Source organism: Rhodococcus sp. F64268 (genome assembly GCF_023015605.1).
In the GTDB taxonomy this organism is placed as follows: domain Bacteria; phylum Actinomycetota; class Actinomycetes; order Mycobacteriales; family Mycobacteriaceae; genus Rhodococcus.
This window is the reverse complement of sequence record NZ_JALKAI010000003.1, coordinates 174604-199834: the sequence shown is the minus strand read 5'-3', so window position 1 is coordinate 199834 and position 25231 is coordinate 174604. Positions and strand designations below refer to the sequence as shown.

Genomic DNA, 25231 nt, shown 5'->3' with positions numbered 1-25231 from the left:
GCGTGTCTATCCGAACGCCTCAGAAGTGGAACGACACTGGGGAGGCGGTCTGCCCCGAGTGCGGCAGCAGGACGGTCGGCTGCAGCGGCACCGCGAACTGGGCGGGAACATCGCTCCACTGGGTGCGTCCGCCCTCGGCCGGCGTATCGAGGCGGGCCAGCGTGATCCGGCTCATCGAGTCGGTGCCGACCTGATCGCCGGTCGAGGACTCCGCGGTGAGGTAGGTGCCGTCGGTGGTGAACTCGATCCACGGATTCGCGAGCGCGATCTCGAGTAGATGGAAGCGCGTGAACGACACAACGGTGCCGCGGTACTCGATGCGGCCGAGGCCCGTGGCGGTATCGATCCGTGCGTCGGAGAGTTCGAAGGTCATCGTCCCGTCGTCGCGGACCGAGGCGCCGTCGCTGCCGACGACCGAACCCTGCGTGGTTCCGGTGACGAGATCGCTGTATCCGGGTGCGAATCCCCACACGAGATCCGGGGACGGCGCAACCGGGGCATTCGGCCCGGGGGAGGGGTCGAAGTTCACCGGCACCGCAAGCTCCTGCTCGGCGTTGACAGCGTCGGCCGCTCCGAAGGTGTAGATGCCGTACCGGGCGTCGTCGGGAACGGTCTCGGGGGCGTCGATGGTGATCGTGGCCGTGAACGATCCGTCGTCGGCGAGCGGAACCCATTGCTGCCGCACCGTGCGGCGCATGTCGAACGGACGATCCGGGACCTGGTTCAGTGCACGCTCCGACAACACCCACGCGTTGGTGGAGCGCACCGTGGCGCGATTCTCGGTGGGAGCGGCCTCGGACGGCCGCCAGTGCTCGGAGAAACCGCCGAACGAGACGAACGTACCGTGCGGCACACCGGGCGGCACCGGCACCGGCAGCCCGCCGGTGCGGTTGGCCTCGGGGTCGAACCCGATACCGCGAACCACCACCGTGTCGCCCTCGTGGACGGGAGTGTCGCCGAGCGGAGTGATCCCGTCGGCAGCGAATACCTCGATGTCTGCTCGGACGGCAGGCTGGGCTGTTGCCGGCGTGATACCCAGCATGCCGAGGGTCAGTGCGCCCGCCAGGGTGATCCCGATCCGGTGGATACCTGCAGTGTTGTCAGTTCGACCTGCAGTGTTGTCAGTTCGAATAGCCATTGAGTGAGTGCCTCAGATCTGTCAGTACTGCGTGGGCCGCGACCGGGCCGGCCGTGGACCACACCTCGTCCGAGACGGAGAACAGCCGGTTGTCGGTGACAGCACCGAGATCGAGCCACTCGTCCCGCTTCATGTATTCCGTACCCCGATCGAGGCCGTCCTGTCCGTCGAATCGGACGAAAATCACATCTCCGTCGGCGGGCGAAGGGTCCTCGGTGTCGACCGGTCGGTATGCGCGGCCGTCCTCGACTCCGAACCGCTGGGGGGCCGGTCTCTCGGCTCCCAGATCGGCAAGGACCTGACCGGGGAAGGATGCGGTGCCGTCGATGGTGGGTCCGTCGCTGGTGAAGCGGACGAGAGATGCTTGTGTCTGCGAGGAAGTGAGTTCGTTGCCGAGTTCACGCGCCGCCACCGAATATTCCTCGAGCACCTGGCGTGCCGCGCCCGACCGGCCGAGTGATTCGCCGACGCGCTCGAACTGTTGCCGCCAGAACACCTGGTCGGCCCCGACTATTACGGTCGGCGCGACGGACGACAACGATTCGTAGAGCCCGGTGTCGGCCGATGCGCCGAGGATGAGATCCGGTTGAGCCTGCTCGACCGCAGCGAGATCGGGGGAGCCGGGCGAACCGACCGCAGGAATCTCCGCGACACCGGTTCCGAGGTAGTCGGGGCGCTCGTCCGAGGCGCTACTCACGCCCACGACACGTTCCCACAGACCCAGCGCGCACACGGCATCGAGCGAAGCTGCATCGAGAACGACGATCCGCCGCGGATCGTTCGGGACCTCGGACACACCGGCCGTGTGGATGACCGCGTGTGTGCCATCGGCGGGCAGGCCCGGATCGGGGGGGCTCGGTAGTGCACACGCCGTCGTCGTGTCGCGTTCGATACCCACCACGGCGGCGCCCGCGATGCGAGTGGTGGTGCGCACGATCTCGGAGGCCGGGTCGTCGGCCGGAGCCGAACAGCCGGCGACCGTGAGGGCAGCCGTGGCGGCGGCGAGAGCGACGATGCGGACACGATGCGCGGGCAATTCCACCACTTCCTGTAGAGGGGACGAATCAGGCTATCGCTTGTGCAGATCGGCCCCGGCGATCCTGCCACAGTGGGCCGCGTCGAGAACGGTGCTCTACGCGGGCACTCCCCCAGGAAGTGATGTGCGTCACTCGGGGTGCATCGCGTGCTGGACGCGGCGATTCGCTCGTGTGCGAATCGCGGGTTCAGCGGTAGTGTGGCGGCCGAGTACGACAGCGAGTAGGACCCGGTTAACGAGTGGTGCGCGCACGGTCTACGATTCGATGAGCGCAAGCCAGAGAGACCGTTCGCCTCCAGCCCGAGTCGAGCGCGCATTCAGGAGGATTAGTGACTGCCGTAGCGCCCCAGCCAGTCCCAGAGATAGCTGCAGCAAGGCCATACCCGCCGCGGCAGGGACCAAAGGGTTCGTTCATCTACAAGATGATCACCACCACAGATCCCAAGGATCTGGGGATCATGTACTTGATCACCTCGGTGTCGTTCTTCCTCATCGGTGGCCTCATGGCCCTCCTGATGCGCACCGAACTCGCGGTTCCGGGGCTGCAGTTCCTGTCGAACGAGCAGTTCAACCAGCTGTTCACCATGCACGGCACGATCATGCTGCTCATGTACGCGACCCCGGTCGTGTTCGCGTTCGCGAACTACATCCTGCCGCTGCAGATCGGTGCGCCGGACGTGGCGTTCCCGCGACTGAACGCGTTCAGCTACTGGCTGTACCTGTTCGGCGCGACGATCGTGATGCTCGGCTTCGTGACCCCCGGCGGCGCTGCCGACTTCGGTTGGACGGCATATACGCCACTCACCAGTGAGTTGCACTCCCCGGGCGTCGGTGCGGACTTCTGGATCCTCGGCCTCGGTGTCATGGGTCTGGGCACCATCCTCGGTGGCGTCAACTTCATCACCACCGTCGTGTGCCTCCGTGCTCCCGGCATGACGATGTTCCGGATGCCGATCTTCACCTGGAACATCCTGATCACCAGCATCCTGATCCTGCTGGTCTTCCCGCTGCTGACCGCCGCTTTCATGGGCCTGTTCGTCGATCGTCACCTCGGTGGCCACATCTACGACCCGGCCACCGGTGGTGTGCTCCTGTGGCAGCACCTGTTCTGGTTCTTCGGCCACCCCGAGGTTTACATCATCGCGCTGCCGTTCTTCGGCATCGTGTCCGAGATCTTCCCGGTCTTCAGCCGTAAGCCGATCTTCGGTTACACCGGCCTCGTCTACGCGACGATCGGTATCGCTGCGCTCTCCATCGCCGTGTGGGCTCACCACATGTACGCAACCGGCGCCGTGCTGCTCCCGTACTTCTCGTTCATGACGTTCCTGATCGCTGTGCCGACGGGCGTGAAGTTCTTCAACTGGATCGGCACCATGTGGCGAGGCCAGATGACGTTCGAGACACCGATGTTGTTCTCGGTCGGCTTCCTGATCACCTTCCTGTTCGGCGGTCTGTCCGGCGTCATCCTCGCGAGCCCGCCGCTGGACTTCCACCTGCACGACACCTACTTCGTCGTCGCGCACTTCCACTACGTCGTGTTCGGTACGGTCGTGTTCGCCACCTACGCCGGCATCTACTTCTGGTTCCCGAAGATGACGGGCCGGATGATGGACGAGCGTCTCGGAAAGTGGCATTTCTGGCTGACCTTCGTCGGCTTCCACCTGACGTTCCTGGTGCAGCACTGGCTCGGCAACGAGGGCATGCCCCGTCGCTACGCGGACTACCTCCCGACCGACGGTTTCACCAACCTGAACATCGTGTCGACGATCGGTGCCTTCATCCTCGGCGCCTCGACGCTGCCGTTCATGTGGAACGTCTTCAAGAGCTACCGCTACGGCCAGGTCGTCACGGTCGACGATCCGTGGGGCTACGGCAACTCGCTCGAGTGGGCTACCACCTGCCCGCCGCCGCGCCACAACTTCACGGAACTGCCGCGCATTCGCTCGGAGCGTCCCGCATTCGAACTGCACTACCCGCACATGGTGGAGCGGATGCGCGCCGAAGCGCATGTCGGACCGGGCAGCCACAAGCACAACGTGAACGTGCTCGAGGGTGCGGATCGCACTCCCGGCGACCATCCGCGAGCCGGCGAAGACTAGACACGCCACCCCTGAAGAGCTGTAACGAAGACCCCGCCCCACCGGCGGGGTCTTCGCCTTCTGCGGCCCGAGTCGATTCGCAGGGCCAGAACCCCCGCACGTCAGGGACACACGCGACTGCAACAATGGACGGGCACGTGTTTCGGCCGTGCACGATTCGACTGACGAAGATCGGAGACGTAGTGGCGTCTGAGACCACTGTGCTCGTGACGGTGACGGGCCCGGACCATCCCGGTGTGACCTCGGTGCTGTTCGCCGCGTTGAGCCGCCACGACGTGGACCTGCTCGATGTCGAGCAGGTTGTCATCAAAGGGCGGCTCACGCTCGGCGTCGTCGTGGTGTGCCCCGGCGATCCCGAGGCCCTGCAGGACGAGGTCGAGGCAGCGATGGCCACCATCGGTATGAACGCCGACGTCGAGGTCGGCGCCCGGCCGGTGAACGGCCGCGCTGTCTCCACCCATGCGGTTGTCGTGCTCGGTAGCCCCGTCAGCGCCCGCGCCATGCGCTCTGTCGGCCGTACGCTCGCCTCGCTCGGAGCGAACATCGACTCGATCCGCGGCATCGCCGACTACCCGCTCACCGGCCTCGAGTTGATGGTCACAGCCACCGACCAGGGCGCCGTCGCCGACGAAGCCCTGCGCAAGGCACTCGCAGAACTCGCGGCGGGTCTGGACGTCGACATCGCCGTCGAGCGTGGTGGTCTCGCCCGCCGATCGAAGCGCCTGATCGTGTTCGATGTCGATTCGACGCTCGTCCAGGGTGAGGTCATCGAGATGCTCGCCGCACACGCCGGTGTCGAGGACAAGGTCCGCGCCGTCACCGAGGCCGCGATGCGCGGGGAACTCGATTTCACCGAATCGCTCGAGCAGCGAGTGGCCACCCTCGCGGGCTTGCCCGCCAGCGTGATCGACGAGGTGGCCGAGCAGATCGAACTGACGCCCGGTGCGCGCACCACCATCCGGACGCTGCGTCGTCTCGGATTCCGGTGCGGAGTCGTCTCGGGTGGCTTCCGTCAGGTCATCGAAGGCCTCGCGCACGACCTCGAACTCGACTTCGTACGCGCCAACACGCTGGAGATCGTCGACGGAAAGCTCACCGGCAGGGTCGTCGGAGACGTCGTGGACCGCGCGGCGAAAGCACGCGCGCTCCGGGAGTTCGCCGACGACGCCGGCGTCCCGATCGAGCAGACCGTCGCGGTGGGCGACGGCGCCAACGACATCGACATGCTCAGCGCAGCCGGTCTCGGTATCGCCTTCAACGCGAAGCCCGCGCTGCGTGAGGTCGCCGACACCGCGCTGTCCTACCCGTATCTCGACGCCGTCCTGTTCGTCCTGGGCGTGACGCGGGAGGAGATCGAGGCAGCAGACCGCGGCGACGGAACGCTCCGGCGCGTCCCACTCGAGCACGGTGCCTGAGCCGCACCCGGTTTTCGCCGATCCCGGATTCCGATCCAGGCACGGGGTACTCGCGGGCGGCTACGGACACCGCGACGACCCGGACGATCCGTCCGCTGTGCTCGCGATGCCGCTCGTCCTGCACATCCCGAAAGCCGAACCTCCTGCCCGCAGCGCGCTGCTCGAGGCCGTGGCCGTCGCGACAGTGGCGCTGTGTCTGGACCCTCGGGTCGGCGCCGGAGAAGACGGTGGACCAGGCGAGTGGCAGGACGCGTTCCTCGCGTGGAACGACGCCCGGATCCGCAAGGTGAGCCGTCGTGCCCGCGGGGCGCAGTGGCGTGCCGTGCAGGAGATCGATGGGGTGACCGTCGACCGCGGTGGAGCGCAGGCCCGTGCGCTCGTCCCCGGCCCGGTGGGCGACCTCGATCCTCGTATCGCGCGACTGCAGATCGGTGGTACGGATCTGCCTCACGACGATCCTGTCGATGCTCCCGCCGGCGTGCCTGTGCTGTGGGTGAACGCGGCACTCGGAATGACGGTCGGAAAAGCTGCCGCTCAGGTCGGTCACGCCTCGATGCTGCTGGCCGGGGCCCTCGACGTCGACTCGGCGCGCGCATGGGCGGCGACCGGCTTTCGGTGCGCGGTTCGTGACGCCGACCCCGGCCGGTGGAGTGAGCTCGCAGTCGGAGTCGAGGAAGGTGCGGGCGTCGCAGTGCGTGACGCCGGTTTCACGGAGGTCGAACCGGGCTCGATGACCGTGATCGCCACCGTGTCCTGACCAGTCACCGTCCTGCCCGAAACCCTCGCTGCCTCGCTGGTCAGTTCTCGGCCCGGAACACCAGTACGGTCGGTCCCGTCAGCGAGAACGACGACCCCACGCGGTACGCGGCCGAATCGATCGGACGGCCATCGGACGTGGAGGAATCGAACACACACCGGATGTCGCCGTGGTACCACTCGGGGCTTGCCAACGTCACCGCCATCGAGTCGCCGGCGTGCAGGACGAACAGGCCGCTGGTGTCTGGAGGAGGTCTGCCCGTCGACGACATCGTCGCCAGGCCCGATCCGTCCAGCCACGCCTGCACTGTGTGGCGGTCGTCGTCGTGCCAGTCGGCATCCTGTAGTTCGTTGCCATCGCCCCCGAACCACACGAGGTCGGGATAACCGACCGTGCGGGCCCGGCCTTCGAAGAATCGACGTTGCCGGAGCACGGGCACTCTGCGGCGTAGTTCCAGCAGGAAGCGGACGAACTCGATGCGTTCGTGGTCGGCGCGTTCCCAGTCGAGCGGCCACGCCTCGGACACCGGCGTCCCGGCGGGGACACAGTACGCGTTGTTGTTGCCTCGCTGGGTGTGGCCGAACTCGTCGCCCGCGAGGAGCAGGGGAGTGCCTGCCGACAGCAGCAATGTGGCGAGCAGGGCACGGACGTGTCGAGCGCGCGCGGTGAGGATCGCGCGGTTGTCGGTCGGTCCTTCGATGCCGTGGTTCACCGACTCGTTGTGGTCGGAACCGTCCCGGCCCTCCTCACCGTTCGCGGCATTGTGTTTGCGAGTGAACGAGACTGCGTCGGCGACGGTGAACCCGTCGTGGGCGGTGACGAAATTGATCGACGACGACGGCCGGCGGCCGGAATGCCGATACAGGTCCTCCGAGCCCGTCAGGCGAGTGGCGATCTCACGCACTCCGGAACGTCGCGCCCAGAAGCGTCGGGTTGCGTCGCGGTAGCGATCGTTCCACTCGGACCATTGGACACCGAACCGGCCGAGCTGATAGCCCTCGGACGTCGCATCCCACGGTTCCGCGATGAGTTTGCATTCGGTGAGCACCGGGTCGGTGGTGATGGCGGTGAACAATGCGGCGCGGGCATCGAATGCACCGCCGTGCCGGCGGCCCAGGGCACTCGCGAGATCGAACCGGAAACCGTCCACGCCCATGTCCGCTGCCCAATAGCGAAGGCTGTCGCAGATCATCCGCACCGTGATCGGCGACGCGCCGTCGACGGTGTTGCCGCAGCCGGTCAGATCGATATCGTGGCCGGTGTCGTTCAAAAGGTAGTACCCGGGAGCATCGAGCCCGCGCCACGACAAGCTCGGTCCCGCCACCGACCACTCGCACGTGTGGTTGAAGACGACGTCGAGGATCACCTCGATCCCGGCGTCGTGCAGCGCCGTGACCATCGTGCGGAACTCTGCGATCTCATTGCCTGGTACTGCGGCATAACCGGGGTGCGGCGCGAAGAACGACGCGGTCGAATACCCCCAGTGATTGCGCATTCCCCTGGCCCGCACCGGAGGTTCGGTGACGAATGCATGCACTGGCAGGAGTTCGACCGCGGTGACACCCAGGTGTACGAGGTGGCCGATCACCGCCGGGTGCGCGAACCCGAGATAGGTACCCCGTAGCGCGTCCGGTACGCCGGGATGCGCGGCCGAATACGAACCGACGTGCAATTCGTAGATGACGGTGTCCTCCCACGGGATGCGCGGTCGGCGATGCTGTGCCGTCCCGGGCGAGGCAGCCGAGGTGACGACCGACAAGGGTGTGTGCCCGAGCGAATCGACACAGGACATCGAGCCGAACGGCTCGTCGTCGTACGCGAGCAATCGCCCGGTGTCGCCGACATCGCTTCCGGTGACCTGTCGGCCCCACGGGTCGAGAAGGATCTTGTGCGGATTGGTTCGCAGGCCGTCGCGGGGGTTCCAGGGCCCGTGCGCGCGATAGCCGTACCTGGAGCCCGGACCGGCATCGGGGATCGTGCCGTGCCAGATACCGAATGTGCGGTCGGGCAGGTCGACGCGACGTTCCCGACCGTCGTCGCCGATCAGACAGACCTGCACGCGGTCGCACTGCGGAGCGTGGACAGCGAAGTGAGTACCCCCGTCGCCCGGTGTTGCGCCGAGGGGAAACGGTGATCGATCGGCCTCGGCCGTGCGATCGGCAGAGGTGTGCACACGAGTGGATGACGACACGAAGGAGATCCTGCCGTGTCCCGACCGGGGACGTGAGCGAAGATGGACGGCGTGGCACAACCTGATCCCGATCTGCTCATCGAATTCGAAGATGTTTTGGTGCGGCGAGGAGGAAACGTCCTCGTCGGCCCCGTGACCTGGAAGGTGGAACTCGACGAGCGTTGGGTGGTGCTCGGTCCGAACGGCGCAGGTAAGACATCATTGCTGCGTGTCGCCGCTGCCGAGGACTTCCCGACCTCCGGTACCGCGCACGTGCTGGCCGAGACATTCGGCCGCACCGACCTGTCGGAGCTGCGGCCTCGCATCGGACTGTCGTCGTCGGCACTCGCCAATCGCGTCCCTCGCGACGAGTTGGTGGTCGATCTGGTGATCTCCGCCGGATACGGTGTGCTCGGCCGGTGGCGGGAGAAGTACGACGACATCGACACCTCGCGTGCGGTCGAAATGCTCGAGAGCCTCGGCGCCGAGCATCTGGCTCAGCGCACATACGGAACCCTCTCCGAGGGGGAGCGCAAGCGGGTGCTGATCGCGCGGGCGCTCATGACCGATCCGGAACTGCTGCTGCTCGACGAACCTGCCGCAGGCCTGGACCTCGGCGGACGTGAGGAACTGGTGGCGCGGCTCGCGACACTCGCCGCCGACCCGGACGCGCCTGCGACAGTCCTGATCACCCACCATGTCGAGGAGATCCCGCCGGGCTTCACCCACGCGATGCTGCTCAAGGAGGGCGGTGTGGTCGCGCAGGGCCTGATCGACGATGTGATCACTGCGGAGAATCTGAGCGCTGCCTTCAGCCAGTCGATCACTTTGGACAAGGCCGACGACCGCTTCTTCGCTCGCCGCACGAGCGAACCGGGGCGGCACCGCCGCGGGTGAGACAGGGCGGGTTCGTACAGGCCTGATCGATTAGGCTCCGAGCATGGCTAACGAACGCTCGGCAACCACCTTCGACCCCACATCCGTGCCGGTGAAGGACGCGTCCACCGTCATGCTCGTCCGTGACTCGGCACGGGGGGTCGAAGTCTTCCTCCTCCAGCGAGTCGTGGGTATGGACTTCGCAGGCGGCATGACCGTGTTCCCGGGCGGCGGTGTCGACCGCAGTGACAGTGAGGCGTCGGTGCGGTGGACCGGGCGTGACGTCGACTGGTGGGCGCAGCGTTTCGATGTCACAACGGCCCGGGCACAGGCGTTGGTGCTGGCTGCGGTGCGCGAGACCTTCGAAGAATGCGGGGTGTTGCTCGCCGGCCCGGACCCCGAATCGGTGCTCGCCGACACCGCATCCCACGCGCAGGACCGCAGGCAGCTCGAAGCACGCGAGCTGTCGTTCGGCGACTTCCTGACTCGCGAAAAGCTCGTACTGCGTGCGGATCTCCTCCGCCCGTGGGCCCGGTGGATCACTCCGCTCGGTGAGCGGCGACGCTACGACACGCATTTCTTCGTGGCTGCCGCCCCGGACGGACAGGACGCCGACGGCGAGACCAGCGAGGCGGAACACGTGCTCTGGCAGACGCCGGCAGAATCACTCGAACACTGGAGGTCCGGTCGGTCGGTGCTGCTTCCCCCCACCTGGGCTCAGCTCACCGAGTTGTCGAAGTACGCGACGGTCGCCGAGATCCTGGCGGCCGAACCGGAGATTCCCACGATCCTGCCTGTCATGAGCCGGACCGACGCCGGAATCCACATCGCGTTCGACGGCGATGAGGGCTACTACGAGGGAGGCGGCCCGCACCCCTGGGCGAATCGCAGTGACATCTGAGTCGGCTCGCCGAGGACGACATCTGACTCGGCTCGCCGAGACGGCGCCTGCGACGACCTCTAGGCTGGGGCACATGGCTGAATTCGTGACACTCGAGGTTTCCGACGGCATCGGCACGATCCGACTGGACCGCCCCCCGATGAATGCCCTGAACCGGCAGGTCCAGGAGGAGATCCGGGACGCCGCGCGCGAAGCTACCGTGCGCGACGACGTCAAGGCCGTGATCGTGTACGGCGGCGAGAAGGTCTTCGCCGCCGGCGCCGACATCAAGGAGATGGCCGACCTGAGTTACGTGCAGATGAGCAAGATCATCGAGGATCTGCAGTCCGCGCTCGGGGCCGTCGCCGACATCCCCAAACCAACGGTCGCGGCGCTCACCGGGTACGCACTCGGTGGCGGACTCGAGCTGGCACTCGGCGCGGATCGCCGTATCGCCGGCGACAACGTCAAGGTCGGCACCCCCGAGGTGCTGCTCGGAATCATCCCGGGCGGCGGTGGAACCCAGCGACTGGCGCGTCTCGTCGGACCGTCGAAGGCCAAGGACATCGTCTTCACCGGCCGCTTCGTAGGAGCCGACGAGGCCCTCTCGATGGGGCTCGTCGACGAGGTCGTTGCACCCGATGCCGTCTACGATGCCGCACGCACGTGGGCCGCGCAGTTCACCAAGGGCGCAGGCCGCGCGCTTGCTGCAGCGAAAGCTGCGATCGATCAGGGATTGGAGACCGATCTCGACACCGGTCTGAAGATCGAGCAGCACGTCTTCGCGGGCCTGTTCGCCACCGAAGACCGTACGATCGGTATGAAGTCGTTCATCGAGAACGGGCCGGGTAAGGCCGAGTTCCTCGGTAAGTAAAGTGCTGGGACGGACCACTTGTCGAGAGCTTACTGCCGGGTAGGATCTGCGTCATGACTGCAAGCAGGACCGACGGGACCGATCCCGCGCCGAACCCGCACGCCACCGCCGAGCAGGTCGCGGCTGCTCTCGAGGACTCCAAGCTCGCTCAGGTGCTCTATCACGACTGGGAAGCCGAGACCTACGACGAGAAATGGTCGATCTCCTACGACGAACGATGCATCGACTACGCTCGCGGTCGCTTCGACCTTGCGGCCGGTGAGCAGCAATTGCCGTACGAGCGCGCACTGGAACTCGGGTGCGGCACCGGCTTCTTCCTGCTCAATCTCATGCAGGGCGGGGTCGCGAAGAGCGGGTCGGTGACCGATCTGTCGCCCGGCATGGTCAAGGTTGCGCTGCGCAACGCGGAGAACCTGGGCCTCGACGTCGACGGTCGCGTTGCCGATGCCGAAACCATTCCCTACGAGGACGACACCTTCGACCTCGTCGTCGGTCACGCGGTGCTGCACCACATCCCCGACGTCGAGCAGTCGCTGCGCGAGGTGCTGCGTGTGCTCAAGCCGGGCGGACGTTTCGTCTTCGCGGGCGAGCCCAGCACCGTCGGCAATTTCTACGCGCGGTGGCTCGGTCGCATCACGTGGGAGGCGACCACGACCATTACCAAGCTGCCGTTCCTGAGCGACTGGCGCCGCCCGCAGACCGAACTCGACGAGTCCTCGCGCGCCGCTGCGCTCGAAGCGGTCGTCGACCTGCACACGTTCGACCCCGCGGATCTCGAGAAACTTGCCACTTCGGCGGGTGCGGTCGAGGTCGAAGCTTCGAGCGAAGAGTTCGCGGCTGCACTGCTCGGTTGGCCGGTTCGCACGTTCGAGGCGGCGGTCCCGGAGGAGAAGCTCGGCTGGAATTGGGCCAAGTTCGCATTCGGCGGCTGGAAGACCCTCAGCTGGGTCGACGAGAATGTGCTCAAGCATGTGGTGCCGCGCAACTTCTTCTACAACGTGATGATCACCGGCGTGAAGCCCGGCAAATAGTTGGGCTACGAGTTCACGCTCACCGACGTCGAGTATCTGACGTCGGGTCCCGGCGTTGCAGCACTGTCCGATGTCGACGCCCGGGAGCTGTCGACGCGTACGCGCCTGTCGGATATCGACTGGGCGCGTACGCGTTTCGGTGACCACGCAGCACCACTCGTCGAGACGGTACTGGCGCGTCGCAAGGCCGCAACCAAGCTGTGGGGCGCGCACGTGTGGTTGCTCACCGACGACGCGGCGCAACAGGCGACCCCGTCGCCGGTCGCAGCGCACCGAGCGCGCCGCCTCGCAGGTCGACAGGTTCACGACGTGACCTGTTCGGTGGGCGCAGAACTGGCCGCGTTGGTCGGTGTGGCCGACACCGTCGTCGGGAGCGATCTCGACGAGGTGCGTCTAGCGATGGCGGTCCACAATGTCCCCGGCGCCCACGTGGTTCGGGCCGATGCATTGCGGCCGGTGACACGCGGAACCACGGTGATCGCCGATCCGGCGCGCAGATCCGGTGGCCGGCGTACCCACGATCCGGCCGCGCTGCAGCCTCCGCTTCCGGACCTGCTCGACGTCTACTCCGGTCGCGATCTCGCCGTGAAGTGCGCTCCTGGCCTCGATTTCGACAAACTTGCATGGGACGGCGAGGTCGAGGTCGTCTCGCTCGACTCGGGTGTTCGTGAGGCCTGCCTCTACTCGCCCGGCCTGACCGAGGCGGGAATCCGTCGTCGCGCCACCGTTCTGAGGTCGGACGGGCCGGCTGTCGAGATCACCGATGCGATGGACGACGAGATCCCGGAGCAGGCTCCCGGCGAATGGATCATCGACCCGGATGGCGCGATCGTGCGTGCAGGCCTCGTGCGGCATTACGCCGCGAGACATGGTCTGTGGCAACTCGATCCGCGCATCGCCTATCTCACCGGTGATGTACTTCCCGACGGTGTGCGTGGTTTCCGGATACTCGAGCAGCTGAAGTATTCCGAGAAGAACCTGCGACAGGCCCTCGCTCGACTCGACTGTGGTTCGGCCGAGATCCTGGTGCGCGGGGTCGACGTCGACCCCGCCCGGCTGCGCCCGCGACTGAAGCTGCGCGGCACCGACGCCCTGAGCATTGTGCTCACCCGTGTGGGTCGGACGCCCGTGGCTTTCGTGTGCCGCGCGAGCCGCTGACACCCCGCTGTCCGGCAGGTGCGGCTCAGTCCTCGGCGCCGTCCAGCACGTGCAACTCTCCGTTCACGGTCGTGGCGACGAGCTGACCGTCCGGACCGACAGCCGTCCCTACTGAGAACCCGGTCGTCCCGGGGAGTATCTCCTCGTCGAGAGTCCGTCCGTCGGACGCGTCGAACACGAGCGCAGTGAGGCCGTCGTCGCCCGAAATGATCGTGTAGCCGCGACCGTTCGCCGTGAGTGCCGGGACACCGGCCTGCCGGAGGTCGTCGCGTTCCCAGGCTGCCTCCGCGGCGTCGCCGGTGTCGCGCAGGGCGGTGAGCGCGCCGGGGCCACCTGCCGACAGCACGAGCAGGCCGTCATCGGTGACGGCAGGACCGGTCGCCGGCGTGTATCCGAGGTCGTGACTCCATCGAGCCTGTCCGGTCTCGGCGTCGATTGCCCACAGTGCGCCTTCGCCGTCGTGGACGTACACCGTGGTGCCATCGGCCGAGAGCACCGGACTTGTCGTGGCACCGCCCGGAAGATCGACGTTCGACCATTCCTCGGTGACGACGGGGGCCTCGCCCCCCGGGTACCGCAGGGCGACCAGTGCGGCGCGGTCGGCGGCGGGACGCCACACCGTGGTGAAGATGCGGCCGGTGCCCTGGTCGACGGCGGGGGTGGTCGCGACGGGGCAATCCGGGGAGCCACCGAAGCAACCGGCCAATCCGTGGTCGGGTTGCCGGCGCGGAATATTGCTACCGTCCTCGACCCCGGGGATCGGGACCAGATCGAACAGCGGTGCACGGAGCATTCCGGTCTGTGGATCGACGATGTTGACCTGACCGAAATGGGTGATCACGACCAGGCTTCCGTCACCGGCGAACTGCACGGTGCGGGGAGTGCCGCTCACCGGGATCCGCCAACGGCGCTGGCCGTTCTCGGTGAACGAGAGCAGACCACCGGCCTCACCGACGTACACGTTGGCGACATCGTCAGCGACCGGGCTGATGTCCGCCACTCCCGGACCGAGTCGTGTACACCAGCGTTTGCGTCCGTTGTCCATCTGGTACGAGAAGATGTTGCATCCTGCATCGGTAGCCGACGTGATGGTGACCTGGCCGTTCGGTGCCACCGTCGCTGGGGACCCGACAGCGCCACCGGTCGCCCGCGACCACGACGACGTGATGTCGTCGAGCCCGTCGCTGACAGTCGTGTTGCTGTTGCGCGCGTCCGAGTGGCGTCCCGGCCACGCGCCCGCCGAGTACGGTCCACCGTTGTCGCCGCCACCGCACCCGCTCAACGCCAGTGCTGCCGTTGCCGTCAGCACTGCAGCTCGCAGGGCACCCCGCATCGCTCAACTCCTTCAGGACTTTCGGATTCGAGTCGCCAGCGTATCGGGCCGGGTGTTTCACGTAACGGGCGAGGCAGACCGCAGACGGCGTGTCTCGACGCCGTAGGCTTGCGTGCTATGACGAGCATGTGGGGTGCACCGTTGAGCACCAGGTGGCGCGGTTCGCGGCGTCGTGATCCGGACCAGGCCCGATTCTTGACACCGTCCTCGCTGCGGTGGGTGATGGCCAACAAGGCGTATACCCCGTGGTACCTCGTGCGGTACTACCGGCTGGCGAAGTTCAAGTTGGCGAATCCGCATGTGGTGCTGCGCGGGATGGTGTTCCTGGGGAAGAATGTGGAGATCCACGCGACACCGGAACTGGCGCGGCTCGAGATCGGTAAGTGGGTCCACATCGGCGACGGCAACGCCATCCGGTGCCACGAAGGATCCCTGCGCATCGGCGATAAGGTCGTCTTCGGCAAGGACAATGTGGTGAACACCTACCTCGATATCGAGATCGGCGCGTCGACCTTGGTCGCCGACTGGTGCTACATCTGCGACTTCGACCACCGCACCGAGGACATCACCTATCCGATCAAGGACCAGGGCATCGTGAAGAGCCCCGTCCGGATCGGCCCCGACACCTGGATCGCGGCGAAGGTTTCGGTGCTGCGCGGTACCCGGGTCGGTCGGGGGTGCGTGCTCGGTGCCCACGCTGTCGTCAAGGGCGACGTCCCCGACTACGGCATCGCCGTCGGGTCTCCCGCCCGGGTCGTGAAGAATCGCAAGGACGCCTGGGACGCCGGCGCGGCCGATCGCGCAGCCTATGTTGCGGCACTCGAGGACATCGCACGCAAGAAGGCAGGCGACCCCCCCGTCGACGCGAACACTGGAACCTGACGGACCTCTGGAAGGAAACGACGGTGGAGTATGCCGAGTATCGCCGCTACGACGCGGTGGGGCTCGCGGGACTCGTGGCCGGGGGCGAGGTGTCGCCGGTCGAGTTGCTCGACGCGGCGCTCGCGCGCCTGGACGCCGTCGACCCGACCCTGAACACGGTCGTGCAGCGACTCGACGATCGGGCCCGGGTGCGCGCGGACGGCCCACTGACGGGGCCGTTCGCGGGCGTGCCGTTCCTGGTCAAGGACCTCCTGCAGGACGTGATCGGAACGCCCACCGGAAGTGGCTCCCGAGCCCTCACCGATCTTCCGGCGGCACAGAACGCTGTGGTGGTGGACCGCTGGATCGACGCCGGCCTCGTCATCTTCGGCAAGACCAACACACCGGAGTTCGGTGCGAAGGGCATCACCGAGCCGGAATCCGGTGGGGTAACCCGTAATCCGTGGGATCGTGCGCTTACTCCCGGCGGCTCTTCGGGTGGTTCCGCGGCTGCCGTGGCCGCCGGTGTCGTTCCGGTGGCGGGTGCGAACGACGGCGGCGGCTCCATCCGTATCCCAGCGGCCTGCTGTGGTCTCGTCGGTCTCAAACCCGGCCGGGGCGTGGTACCCACGGGGCCGGTCGGGGGCGAACCGTTGCACGGCGCCGTGTCGAACGGAGTGATCAGCCGAACGGTCCGCGACTCGGCCGCGATGCTCGACGTGATGGCCGGGGCATATCCGGCGGCACCGTATACCACCGGTGGTATTCCCGGTTCCTATGCGGCGGCGTTGGAGACACCACCCCGGCGTCTACGGATCGGTTACGCGACAGACTCTCCGATCGGTACCGGCGTCCACACCGAGGCCATCGCCGCAGTCGATCGCGCGGTGGTGCTGCTCGACGAACTCGGACACCACGTGGAACCTGCAGAGACCGGGATCGACGAGCGCCGCCTCGCCGCCGACTTCCTGACCATGTGGTTCGCGTCGCTCGCGCTCGAGGTCGACGAGGCCAGGCGCCGCACCGGTTGTGGGCCGGATGGGTTCGAGTTCGACACCCGTTTTCTCGCCGAACTCGGCCGAACGGTGTCGGCGCCGGATTATCTTGCCGCACATGCCCGCTGGGCAGGCTACATTCGCGACCTCGCCGCGTTCCACGAACGCTACGACCTGCTGCTCACACCGACACTGGCGTATCCGCCGGCTCGGGTCGGCGAACTGGCAACGCCGAGGTGGATGCGAGCACTCGGCTCAGCCCTCATGGCGACCCGGATGGGACGACTCGCGCGCTGGAGTGGGTTGATCGACAAGGTGATCGACGACAACCTCGGCCGCACCCCCTATACACAGCTGGCCAACATCACCGGCCGTCCGGCCATCTCCGTGCCGCTGCACTGGACGAGTGAGGGAGTGCCGCTGGGGGTGCAGTTCGTCGGCCCGCTCGGCGGCGAGGCGCTGCTGCTCGCACTCGCCGGTGAACTCGAACAGGCCGAGTCGTGGTTCGACAGGCAGCCACCGTTGTTGCCTGCGCCGGATGTGTCCCCGAAATAGTCCGAACGGGCCAGCGGAATCGAGGTGTGGTGAAGAAGGTGACGATGCAGGCGGTGCGGATCACCGAGTTGCATGCCGGTGCGGGTACCGAAGTGTCTGCAACGGTCGCGGACCTCGTCAATTCCGTCTACGCGGTCGCGGAAGACGGGATGTGGACGAGCGGGACGACCCGTACGAGTAGCTCGGAGGTCGACGGGATGATCCGGGCCGGTGAGATGATCGCGGCGTGGCTCGGCGACACGCTCGTCGGGTGCATACGGGTGGTCCGGCTCGACGCTGCGACTGCGGAGTTCGGGATGCTCGCCGCCGCGCCCCGCTTCCGCGGGCACGGCATCGGGCGCAGACTCATCGATTTCGCCGAGCAGCGTTGTGCAGCAGCGGGTTGCGACGTGATGCAACTCGAGATCATCCGTCCCCGCGACACCGAGTTGCCGTCGAAGCGGTTTCTGGCGCGGTGGTACACCGCGCTCGGATACCGGCCGGTCCACACCGGCCCCGTCGACGCGGCGCACCCGGAACTCGTCGCCATGCTCGCCGTACCCTGCGAGGTCGATACCTACCGCAGGGATCTGCGCCTCGACGAGGACGGCGTGTAGCTCAGCCGCGATCGGGCAGGGGACGCTGCGGGATCGTCGGCCGCGCGATCGGATGCCGGACCCGGCGCTTCGCGGCGGCGTAGACCTCGACGGTCTCCTCGGCGACCACGCCCCAGTCGAAGTCGTCGGTGAGTCGTTCACGTGCTGCACGCGCCCGCTCCTGCGCTGCGACCGGATCGTCGAGGGTCTCACGTACCGCGGACACCAGACCTGCGACATCGCCGGGCTGGAACGACAATCCCGTCGCGCCGTCGACCACCGCTTCACCGAGGCCGCCTGCGGTGGACGCGACGAGCGGAGTGCCCGCTGCTGCCGCTTCGAGGGCGATGATGCCGAACGGCTCGTAGCGGCTCGGCAGGACGATGGCGTCGGCGCCGTGCAACCAGCCGAGCAGTTCGGTGTGGTCGAGGTTGCCGACGAAGGACACCGACCGCGCCACCCGGTGCAGGCGTGCCTGTTCACGCAGCCACTCGAACTGGGTCCCCTCACCGGCGACGACGAGCGTGGTGCCCGGATGTGAGCGCCGGATCTTCGGCAACGCCGCGATCGCGTCCTGCACACCTTTCTCGTACTCGAGTCGGCCGACGTACAACAGTTGTGCCGGAACGGTCCGGGGTTGCCGTTCCCGGTAGGACCAGGTGGTGATATCGATGCCGTTGCGGATCACCGAGATCTTGGGCAGCGAGGGACCGTACAGTTCGGTGACTTCGTCCCGCATCGATGCCGAACACGTGATAAGCGCATCCGATTCGTTGGCCAGCCACCATTCCACCGAGTGCACTTGCCGGTTGATGCGACCCGACAGCCATCCGCTGTGCCGGCCCGCTTCGGTGGCGTGGAGGGTGGAAACCAATGGAACGTCGAAGTATTCGGCAAGGGCGATTGCGGGGTGCGCTACGAGCCAGTCGTGCGCGTGCACGACGTCGGGTTGCCAGCCGTCGCCGATGCCACCGCGGCTGAGCCCGACTCCTGCGCGGACCATCGCGTGGCCCATCGCGAGTGTCCAGGCGAGCATGTCGGTGCCGAACTCGAAGTGCGGCGCGTCCTCGGCCACGGCGACGACGAGGACGCCCTCGGAGATGTGTGTGATCGTCGGATGGGTCGATGCGTCGGTGCCCGTGGGGCGGCGTGACAGCACCACCACCTCGTGTCCGACTGCGGCAAGTTCGGTCGCCAGATGATGCACGTGTCTGCCGAGTCCGCCCACCACGACCGGGGGGTATTCCCATGACACGAGGAGGATCTTGAGCCGGCGAGCGTTCGTCGTTGTCACAGGGGACCTCCGTGTCGTCCGGGAAGGCGCCGCGCGTCGAGTCCGGGAAACAGATTGTCTGCTCTGTTCCATGCGTCGGCGAGTCGGGTCGCGGCGGCAGTACGGCCTTCCGCGACCGCGGCCGCGATCTCACGTGTGGCATGGGCGTGCTTGTGGGCGCGGTCGCGCGCGTAGCCGGCAGCGGTGTCCTTGCTGACCATGAATGCCCAGTCGCTCGAAACGGTCATCAGTGCTTCACGCAGAATCTGGTCGTGCACCCGGTTCCGTAAGGCCGGGGCGTTCGATCCGAGTGCGTCGCGAGACTTGTCGATGGTGTCGAGTGCCGTGGCGACGACCTCGTCGTTGAGGTGGACGAGATCGGAGACCTGATCCCCGGCCCACACCCGCCAGTCCTTTCCCGATCCCCACGACGAGTCCTCGAGATCGACCGGTCCGCCGACGTATCCGCGGTCGCGTGCATCGCCGAGGGTGCCGACGTCGATCCCGGCTTCGGGAAGGGCGCGCAGTAGTCGTTCCAGGAAGATTGGTCCTTCGTACCACCAGTGCCCGAACAGTTCGGTGTCGAACGCGGCGACGACGAGGGCGTCGCGTCCGATTCGGGCAGATTCGCTGCGCAGGCGCTTTCGGATGGTGTCGACGAAATCCGCGACGTGACGATCGAGGGCCGCCGATGCGAGGTCGGGGTCGTAGGGGGCTTTGTCCTCCGATGCGACAGTACGTCCGGTCACGCGTGAGGGCTTGAGACCCGTGTCGTGGCAGTAGGTGTGGAAGTCGCGGTACGCCGAATGCCCGGGGTATCCGGATTTCGGAGACCACACCCGGTAGGAGACCTGCAGATCACGGCCGAAGCACACGACCTCGGACTCGCGGACGGTCCGTCCGAGTGCGGTGTCGCCGTGCAGTGCGGGCCCGTCGACCATGAAGTGCTCGACACCCGCTGCTGCGTAGCCTTCTTCCATGCCGGGGGTGAATCCGCATTCGGGCCCCCAGATTCCGCGTGGGGTGTGTTGCCACCGTCGGCGTGCGTCCTCCAGCCCTTCGGACAACGAGAACGCCCGGAGTCGGGGATCGAGCAGCGGCTGGAACGGATGCGCGAGCGGTCCGCCGAGGAGTTCGATCGTGTCGGCGTCGATGAGGCTGCGGATGACGGGTGATCCGCCGTGGCGCCACTGGGTTTCGAAGGTTTCGAGTGCCTGGTCGGCAGCCCGATGTTCTCGCGCGCCGAGTGCGCGATAGGACTGTTCGGCCATTGCGGCCGCCTCGTGTGCTCGCAGCTTCCAGTTGCCGAGCCAGTGGTGCATTCCGGTGAGGCTGTGTGGATCGTCGAGCTGCGCGGCGAGCACGGGTGTGATGCCGAGGGTCAGCAGCCGCGTGCGTCCCTCGTCGGCGAGGCGGCGCAGGACGTCGACAACGGGAAGGTAGGTCGCTGCCCAGGACTGGTACAGCCATTCTTCGCCGACCGGCCACCGGCCGTGGTTTGCGAGCCAGGGCAGATGAGAGTGGAGGACCAGGGCGAACATCCCGGGTTCGCGTGCGGATCTCATGGGGCGGGATCTTTCACCGCGATCGCGACCAGGTCGAGGCTGTCGTCGATGTTCTCGGAGTAGAGCGCGAAGTCGTCGGAGGTGATGGCCGCGACGTCGGTGGTGAGTTCGTCGGGCCACGGCTCACCGGCGAGGGCGCGTTCGATCTGCGCATCGATGAACGAGCCGCCGTATTTGGCGTCGAGTGCGCGCAGAGTGCTGCCGTGGTGGACCCCGGTGACGAGTTCGACGCGGAAGCCCGCGTCCACGAGGAGTTCGGTGAGCTCGGTGGCGTCGAGTTCGCGGGTGTGGAAGGGGTTGAGCGGGGTGTCGCGCCCGGGGGAGAAGGTGATGCGGTTGGGGGTGCTGATGAGCAGCTCGCCTCCGGGCGTCAGGACGCGGTGGCATTCGCGGAGGAATTGATCCTGGTCCCAAAGGTGTTCGATGACTTGGAAATTCACGATAGTGTCGACGGAGGCGTCGTCGAGGGGGAGGTCCGCGAGGTTGCCCTGGCGGATGTCGACGCGCGGGTAGCGGGCGCGTATGTGCGCGACAGCGCTCTCGTCGTAGTCGAGTCCGATGACACGTGTGGCGACGTCGGCGATCATGTCGGCTCCGTACCCCTCGCCTGCACCGGCTTCGAGGACGGTGCGGCCGGCGCATCGCGGAAGCAGGTCGCAGTAGACCACTTCGTGGCGGCGGAACCAATAGTTCTCTTCGGCGATGCCGGGGACGGTCCGTTCGCCGGTCAGTGGCAGCTGTTGCGCGCCGTCGGCGCGGACGGTGGAGTCGCTCACCGCCCCGAGAGTAGACCCACCGTGTGTGGCGTCGGACTCGGTGGTCCAGATCACAGCCATCTCGCTCCTCGTCTGCAGTTATGGTGAACCGTGAATTCTGCTAAGTTACCACCCGGTAACTTAGCGTTTGGTAACCTGACGCACGCAGCGTGCGACAGGCACGAGTAGTCGGTTCAGGCATCGCCTCTCCGATCCGAAGCAGCTACACAGGAGGTCGACGTAGACCCATGACGAACATCGTCGTTTTGATCAAGCAGGTCCCCGACACGTGGTCCGAGCGCAAGCTCACCGACGGCGACTTCACCCTCGACCGTGAAGCAGCCGATGCCGTGCTCGATGAGATCAACGAGCGGGCCGTCGAAGAAGCCCTGCTCATCAAGGAGCGCGACGGCGGCGAGGTGACCGTCCTCACGGCCGGACCCGACCGCGCCACCGATGCGATCCGCAAGGCGCTGTCGATGGGTGCTGACAAGGCCATCCACCTCAACGATCCCGCTCTCCACGGATCGGACGCCATCCAGACCTCGTACGCGCTTGCTGCTGCGCTCGGTCAGATCGAGGGCGTCGAGCTGGTCATCGCAGGTAACGAAGCCACCGACGGCCGGGCTGGTGCTGTGCCGGCGATCATCGCCGAGTACCTGGGCCTGCCCCACCTCACCCACCTGCGCAAGCTGACCGTCGCCGACGGCAAGGCTTCCGGCGAGCGCGAGACCGACGAGGGCCTCTTCGGCATCGAGGCTCCGCTGCCCGCCATCATCTCGGTCACCGAGAAGATCAACGAGCCGCGCTTCCCGTCCTTCAAGGGCATCATGGCCGCGAAGAAGAAGGAAGTGCAGACCCTCACGCTCGCCGAGATCGGTCTCGACCCGGAGATCTTCGGTGTCGCCAACGCTGCCACCACCGTCACCGGTGTCACGCCGAAGCCCGCGCGCACCGCGGGTGAGCGCGTCGCGGACGAGGGCGAGGGTGGCAACCAGATCGCCACGTACCTGGTCGGCCAGAAGATCATCTGATCGCGCCCCACGGCACACAGCAGACATATCTAGGGAGAGAAGCAAGCAATGGCAGAAGTACTCGTGCTCGTCGAGCACGCCGAGGGTGCACTGAAGAAGGTCAGCGTCGAGCTCATCACCGCCGCACGCGCACTCGGTGAGCCGTCCGCCGTCGTCGCAGGCCCTGCGGGCACCGCAGACAAGCTGCAGGAAGCGCTCGCCGCGGCCGGTGCCGCCAAGGTCTACGCCGCCGAGTCCGACCTCGTCGACGGCTACCTGGTGACCCCGAAGGTCGACGTTCTCGCCGCCCTCGTCGAGTCCACCAGCCCCGCCGCCGTCCTCACCGCAGCATCGGTCGAGGGCAAGGAGGTGTCCGGCCGTCTCGCCGCGCGTATCGGCTCGGGCCTGCTCGTCGATGTCGTCGACGTCAAGGCCGACGGTTCGGCAGTCCACTCGATCTTCGGTGGCGCGTTCACCGTGGACGCCAAGGCCAACGGCGAGGTTCCGGTCATCTCGGTTCGCCCGGGTGCCATCGAGTCCGCTCCGCAGGCCGGTGCCGCAGAGCGCGTCGACGTCGAGGTTCCGGCGCAGGAAGAGAACGCCGTCAAGGTCACCTCGCGTGAGCCCGTCGTCGGTGGCGACCGTCCCGAGCTCACCGAGGCGTCCATCGTCGTGTCCGGTGGCCGCGGCGTCGGCAGTGCCGACAAGTTCTCGGTCGTCGAGGAGCTCGCCGATTCGCTCGGTGCCGCAGTCGGTGCCTCGCGCGCCGCTGTCGACTCCGGCTACTACCCGGGCCAGTTCCAGGTCGGCCAGACCGGCAAGACCGTCTCGCCGCAGCTGTACGTGGCGCTCGGCATCTCCGGTGCCATCCAGCACCGCGCAGGTATGCAGACCTCGAAGACCATCGTCGCGGTCAACAAGGACGAAGAGGCCCCGATCTTCGAGATCGCGGACTACGGCGTCGTGGGCGACCTCTTCAACGTCGCACCGCAGCTGACCGAGGCAATCAAGAAGCACAAGGGCTGAGAAGGTCCTTCGCGTAGTACTCCACGCGGCCCCTCCCGGACTCCCGGGGCGGGGCCGCGTGGTTGTTCCACCCTGTTCACGAACGAGACACCGCACCGCTGCCGACGTGCCGCACCGCCGCGCTACACCTGCACCATGACCACAACAGCGGTGCTGTCACACACGCGAGAATCCACGGTTCCGGTGCTGTCCGGTCCGCGATACTCCCTGAGTATTTCCACCGAGGGACACCACCGGGAAGCCGCGCAGCGGCTACGGCGCCGAGTGTTCGCCGCCGAACCCGGTTTCGCACTACCCGCGGACGGCAGCGACCTCGACGCCGACCCGTTCGACGACTTCTGCGACCACCTGCTCGCGCACGAGAACGGCACCGGCGAACTCGTCGGTTGCTACCGGATGCTGCCGCCGCGCGCCGCGTTCGAGGCAGGCGGCTACTACACCGCCACCGAGTTCGACCTCACAGCCCTCGACCCTCACGGTCTGCGTGCTGTCGAGATGGGTCGCGCGTGCGTCGATGCAGCCCACCGTTCCGGATCCGTCCTGACGCTCATGTGGGCCGGGATTCTTCGCTACCTGGAGCTGACGGGCCACGATCGGGTCATCGGCTGCGTCTCGGTGCCGATGCAGCTCCACCCCGGCGAGGCTGTGGGAACAAACGTGCGGGGTGTGCGCGACATGGTGCTCGCACGTCACGGCATCGAGCCCGAACGACGGGTCCGTCCCTTGAACCCGGTGACCGTCGACGGTCGATGCCTGGACGAAGTCGACGAGCCCGCGCGGGTGACCGTTCCGCCGCTCATGCGCGGATATCTACGACTCGGCGCCCGGATCTGTGGTGAACCCGCACACGATCCCGGCTTCGGCGTAGCGGACTTCGTCGCAATGCTGAGCCTGCACGACGCGAACATCCGCTACCTCGAGCGCCTTCGGAGCGCCGCGGAAAGCAGCGAAGCATGACCACACGCGCGCACGCGTGGATGCCGGCGAGCCCCTGCGGCGAGGGTTGTCTTCCCGCGGCGTCACGTCGCGTCGCGTGGCCGATCGTCGTCATGCGTGCGTTCAGCGTCGTGGTGCTCCTGGCCTGCGCCCCGATTCTCGCAGCGACCCGGCTCGCCCCGGCCTCTGCACGAGAGGCGATCCTGCGCGCGGGCGCTCGCGGCCTGCTGCGGTGCGTGGGAATGCGCGTGACCGTCACGGACCAACGCGACAGGCGCGGATACGAGGGGGGACTCCTCGTCGTGGCCCCTCACGTGTCGTGGATCGACGTGCTGGTGATCATGACCGTCTCTCCAGCCGGGTTCGTGGCGCGCGCCGACCTGCTGGACTGGGGCACCCTCGGGTCGCTGGCGCGGCGAATGCGCGTGATTCCCATCGAACGTGAACGCCTGCGTGCTCTGCCCGGTGTCGTCGACGTCGTCCGCACGCGACTGGAAGCCGGTGAGCGTGTCGCGGTCTTCCCCGAGGGGACGACCTGGTGCGGTCGCGCCTACGGAGGGTTTCGCTCAGCGCTCTTCGAAGCCGCGATCGATGCGGAGTGCCCGGTGCAGCCGATCGGGTTCGCGTACCTGGACCACACCGGCGTGCGGACCGCCGCGCCTGCGTTTGTGGGTGAGGAGACGATCGGAGCCTCGATCGCCCGGCTCGTGCGCTCGCGCGGGTTGGTCGCGTCGGTGACGGTGGCACCGCTCGAGTGGCCGGGTTCCGATCGCCGCGACCTCGCTGCCCGGTGTGAACGGGCGGTACGGTCGTCCGGACGGGACGGCGTCCCGCACCTGGTCCGGGCAGCAGTGCCCGAACAGGCGCCGAGCGCGGACACGGAGGTGAGCGCACCGTCACCCAGGTGACC

General features: G+C 67.1%; 22 protein-coding genes. 15 read left to right on the top strand and 7 right to left on the bottom strand.

The window, feature by feature from the left end:
• Positions 1–19: 19 nt before the first annotated feature.
• Both MWU77_RS09405 and MWU77_RS09400 read right to left on the bottom strand, forming a co-directional pair.
• The gene (locus MWU77_RS09405; protein WP_247273524.1) at positions 20–1138 is read right to left on the bottom strand and encodes an HtaA domain-containing protein; all 1119 of its coding nucleotides are present in this window, start codon (positions 1136–1138) and stop codon (positions 20–22) included.
• The gene (locus MWU77_RS09400) at positions 1122–2180 is read right to left on the bottom strand and encodes an iron-siderophore ABC transporter substrate-binding protein (protein WP_247273523.1); all 1059 of its coding nucleotides are present in this window, start codon (positions 2178–2180) and stop codon (positions 1122–1124) included. Before MWU77_RS09400 ends, MWU77_RS09405 begins: the two co-directional genes overlap by 17 nt.
• 323 nt (positions 2181–2503) lie before the next feature.
• On the opposite strand from MWU77_RS09400, the gene ctaD reads away from it, so the two are divergent.
• The 3 genes from ctaD (at position 2504) to MWU77_RS09385 (ending at position 6445) form a co-directional block, all read left to right on the top strand.
• Positions 2504–4273, top strand: coding sequence for a cytochrome c oxidase subunit I (gene ctaD, locus MWU77_RS09395; protein ID WP_247273522.1), 1770 nt, complete (start codon positions 2504–2506; stop codon positions 4271–4273).
• Between the two features lie 125 nt (positions 4274–4398).
• Positions 4399–5688 (top strand): phosphoserine phosphatase SerB, encoded by a 1290-nt coding sequence (gene serB / locus MWU77_RS09390; RefSeq protein WP_169686028.1) that lies wholly within the window; start codon positions 4399–4401, stop codon positions 5686–5688.
• On the top strand, positions 5681–6445 hold the full coding sequence (locus MWU77_RS09385; protein WP_247273521.1) for a peptidyl-tRNA hydrolase: 765 nt from the start codon (positions 5681–5683) through the stop codon (positions 6443–6445). Before serB ends, MWU77_RS09385 begins: the two co-directional genes overlap by 8 nt.
• A gap of 40 nt (positions 6446–6485) precedes the next feature.
• Here the strand turns inward: MWU77_RS09385 and glgX are convergent, their stop codons facing one another.
• Positions 6486–8636 carry a glycogen debranching protein GlgX gene (gene glgX / locus MWU77_RS09380; RefSeq protein ID WP_247273520.1) on the bottom strand — a complete coding sequence of 717 codons (2151 nt, stop codon included), beginning with the start codon at positions 8634–8636 and terminating at the stop codon, positions 6486–6488.
• A 42-nt stretch (positions 8637–8678) separates the two neighbouring features.
• Here glgX and MWU77_RS09375 point away from each other — a divergent pair, with 42 nt between their 5' ends.
• The 5 genes from MWU77_RS09375 (at position 8679) to MWU77_RS09355 (ending at position 13434) form a co-directional block, all read left to right on the top strand.
• A complete protein-coding gene (locus MWU77_RS09375; RefSeq protein WP_169686030.1) occupies positions 8679–9512 on the top strand; it encodes an ABC transporter ATP-binding protein in 834 nt (277 codons plus the stop codon).
• 43 nt (positions 9513–9555) lie between these two features.
• On the top strand, positions 9556–10392 hold the full coding sequence (locus MWU77_RS09370; RefSeq protein ID WP_247273519.1) for an NUDIX hydrolase: 837 nt from the start codon (positions 9556–9558) through the stop codon (positions 10390–10392).
• A gap of 73 nt (positions 10393–10465) precedes the next feature.
• Positions 10466–11245, top strand: a complete 780-nt coding sequence (locus MWU77_RS09365) for an enoyl-CoA hydratase-related protein (protein ID WP_169686034.1) — start codon at positions 10466–10468, stop codon at positions 11243–11245.
• Positions 11246–11298: 53 nt separating this feature from the next.
• Positions 11299–12276 carry a class I SAM-dependent methyltransferase gene (locus tag MWU77_RS09360; RefSeq protein ID WP_247273518.1) on the top strand — a complete coding sequence of 326 codons (978 nt, stop codon included), beginning with the start codon at positions 11299–11301 and terminating at the stop codon, positions 12274–12276.
• Entirely contained in the window at positions 12277–13434 is a 1158-nt protein-coding gene (locus MWU77_RS09355) for a class I SAM-dependent methyltransferase (RefSeq protein ID WP_169686038.1), read from the top strand.
• 25 nt (positions 13435–13459) lie between these two features.
• On the opposite strand, the gene MWU77_RS09350 is transcribed toward MWU77_RS09355, so the two are convergent.
• Positions 13460–14767: a PQQ-binding-like beta-propeller repeat protein gene (locus MWU77_RS09350; protein ID WP_247273517.1), complete on the bottom strand. Its 1308-nt coding sequence runs from the start codon at positions 14765–14767 to the stop codon at positions 13460–13462.
• A gap of 117 nt (positions 14768–14884) precedes the next feature.
• Here MWU77_RS09350 and MWU77_RS09345 point away from each other — a divergent pair, with 117 nt between their 5' ends.
• From MWU77_RS09345 to MWU77_RS09335, 3 genes are read left to right on the top strand one after another with little or no spacing between them, the layout of a single operon-like run.
• Positions 14885–15649 (top strand): acyltransferase, encoded by a 765-nt coding sequence (locus MWU77_RS09345; protein WP_247273516.1) that lies wholly within the window; start codon positions 14885–14887, stop codon positions 15647–15649.
• Between the two features lie 23 nt (positions 15650–15672).
• Positions 15673–17178: an amidase gene (locus MWU77_RS09340; RefSeq protein ID WP_247273515.1), complete on the top strand. Its 1506-nt coding sequence runs from the start codon at positions 15673–15675 to the stop codon at positions 17176–17178.
• Between the two features lie 26 nt (positions 17179–17204).
• Entirely contained in the window at positions 17205–17774 is a 570-nt protein-coding gene (locus MWU77_RS09335; RefSeq protein ID WP_247273514.1) for a GNAT family N-acetyltransferase, read from the top strand.
• Between the two features lies 1 nt (position 17775).
• Here MWU77_RS09335 and MWU77_RS09330 read toward each other — a convergent pair whose 3' ends face one another.
• From MWU77_RS09330 to MWU77_RS09320, 3 genes are read right to left on the bottom strand one after another with little or no spacing between them, the layout of a single operon-like run.
• Entirely contained in the window at positions 17776–19047 is a 1272-nt protein-coding gene (locus MWU77_RS09330) for a glycosyltransferase family 4 protein (protein WP_169686046.1), read from the bottom strand.
• Positions 19044–20591 carry a glycoside hydrolase family 57 protein gene (locus tag MWU77_RS09325; protein ID WP_240958880.1) on the bottom strand — a complete coding sequence of 516 codons (1548 nt, stop codon included), beginning with the start codon at positions 20589–20591 and terminating at the stop codon, positions 19044–19046. The genes MWU77_RS09330 and MWU77_RS09325 overlap by 4 nt, the downstream gene beginning before the upstream one ends.
• Positions 20588–21421 (bottom strand): bifunctional 2-polyprenyl-6-hydroxyphenol methylase/3-demethylubiquinol 3-O-methyltransferase UbiG, encoded by an 834-nt coding sequence (locus MWU77_RS09320; RefSeq protein WP_247273584.1) that lies wholly within the window; start codon positions 21419–21421, stop codon positions 20588–20590. The genes MWU77_RS09325 and MWU77_RS09320 overlap by 4 nt, the downstream gene beginning before the upstream one ends.
• A gap of 173 nt (positions 21422–21594) precedes the next feature.
• Between MWU77_RS09320 and MWU77_RS09315 the strand changes: the two genes are divergently transcribed.
• From MWU77_RS09315 to MWU77_RS09300, 4 genes are all read left to right on the top strand, one after another.
• Positions 21595–22380: an electron transfer flavoprotein subunit beta/FixA family protein gene (locus MWU77_RS09315; protein WP_169686050.1), complete on the top strand. Its 786-nt coding sequence runs from the start codon at positions 21595–21597 to the stop codon at positions 22378–22380.
• A gap of 48 nt (positions 22381–22428) precedes the next feature.
• Positions 22429–23385 carry an electron transfer flavoprotein subunit alpha/FixB family protein gene (locus MWU77_RS09310; RefSeq protein ID WP_169686052.1) on the top strand — a complete coding sequence of 319 codons (957 nt, stop codon included), beginning with the start codon at positions 22429–22431 and terminating at the stop codon, positions 23383–23385.
• Between the two features lie 135 nt (positions 23386–23520).
• Entirely contained in the window at positions 23521–24342 is an 822-nt protein-coding gene (locus tag MWU77_RS09305; protein WP_247273513.1) for a GNAT family N-acetyltransferase, read from the top strand.
• Positions 24339–25229, top strand: a complete 891-nt coding sequence (locus MWU77_RS09300; protein ID WP_169686055.1) for a 1-acyl-sn-glycerol-3-phosphate acyltransferase — start codon at positions 24339–24341, stop codon at positions 25227–25229. The genes MWU77_RS09305 and MWU77_RS09300 overlap by 4 nt, the downstream gene beginning before the upstream one ends.
• Positions 25230–25231: the final 2 nt, after the last annotated feature.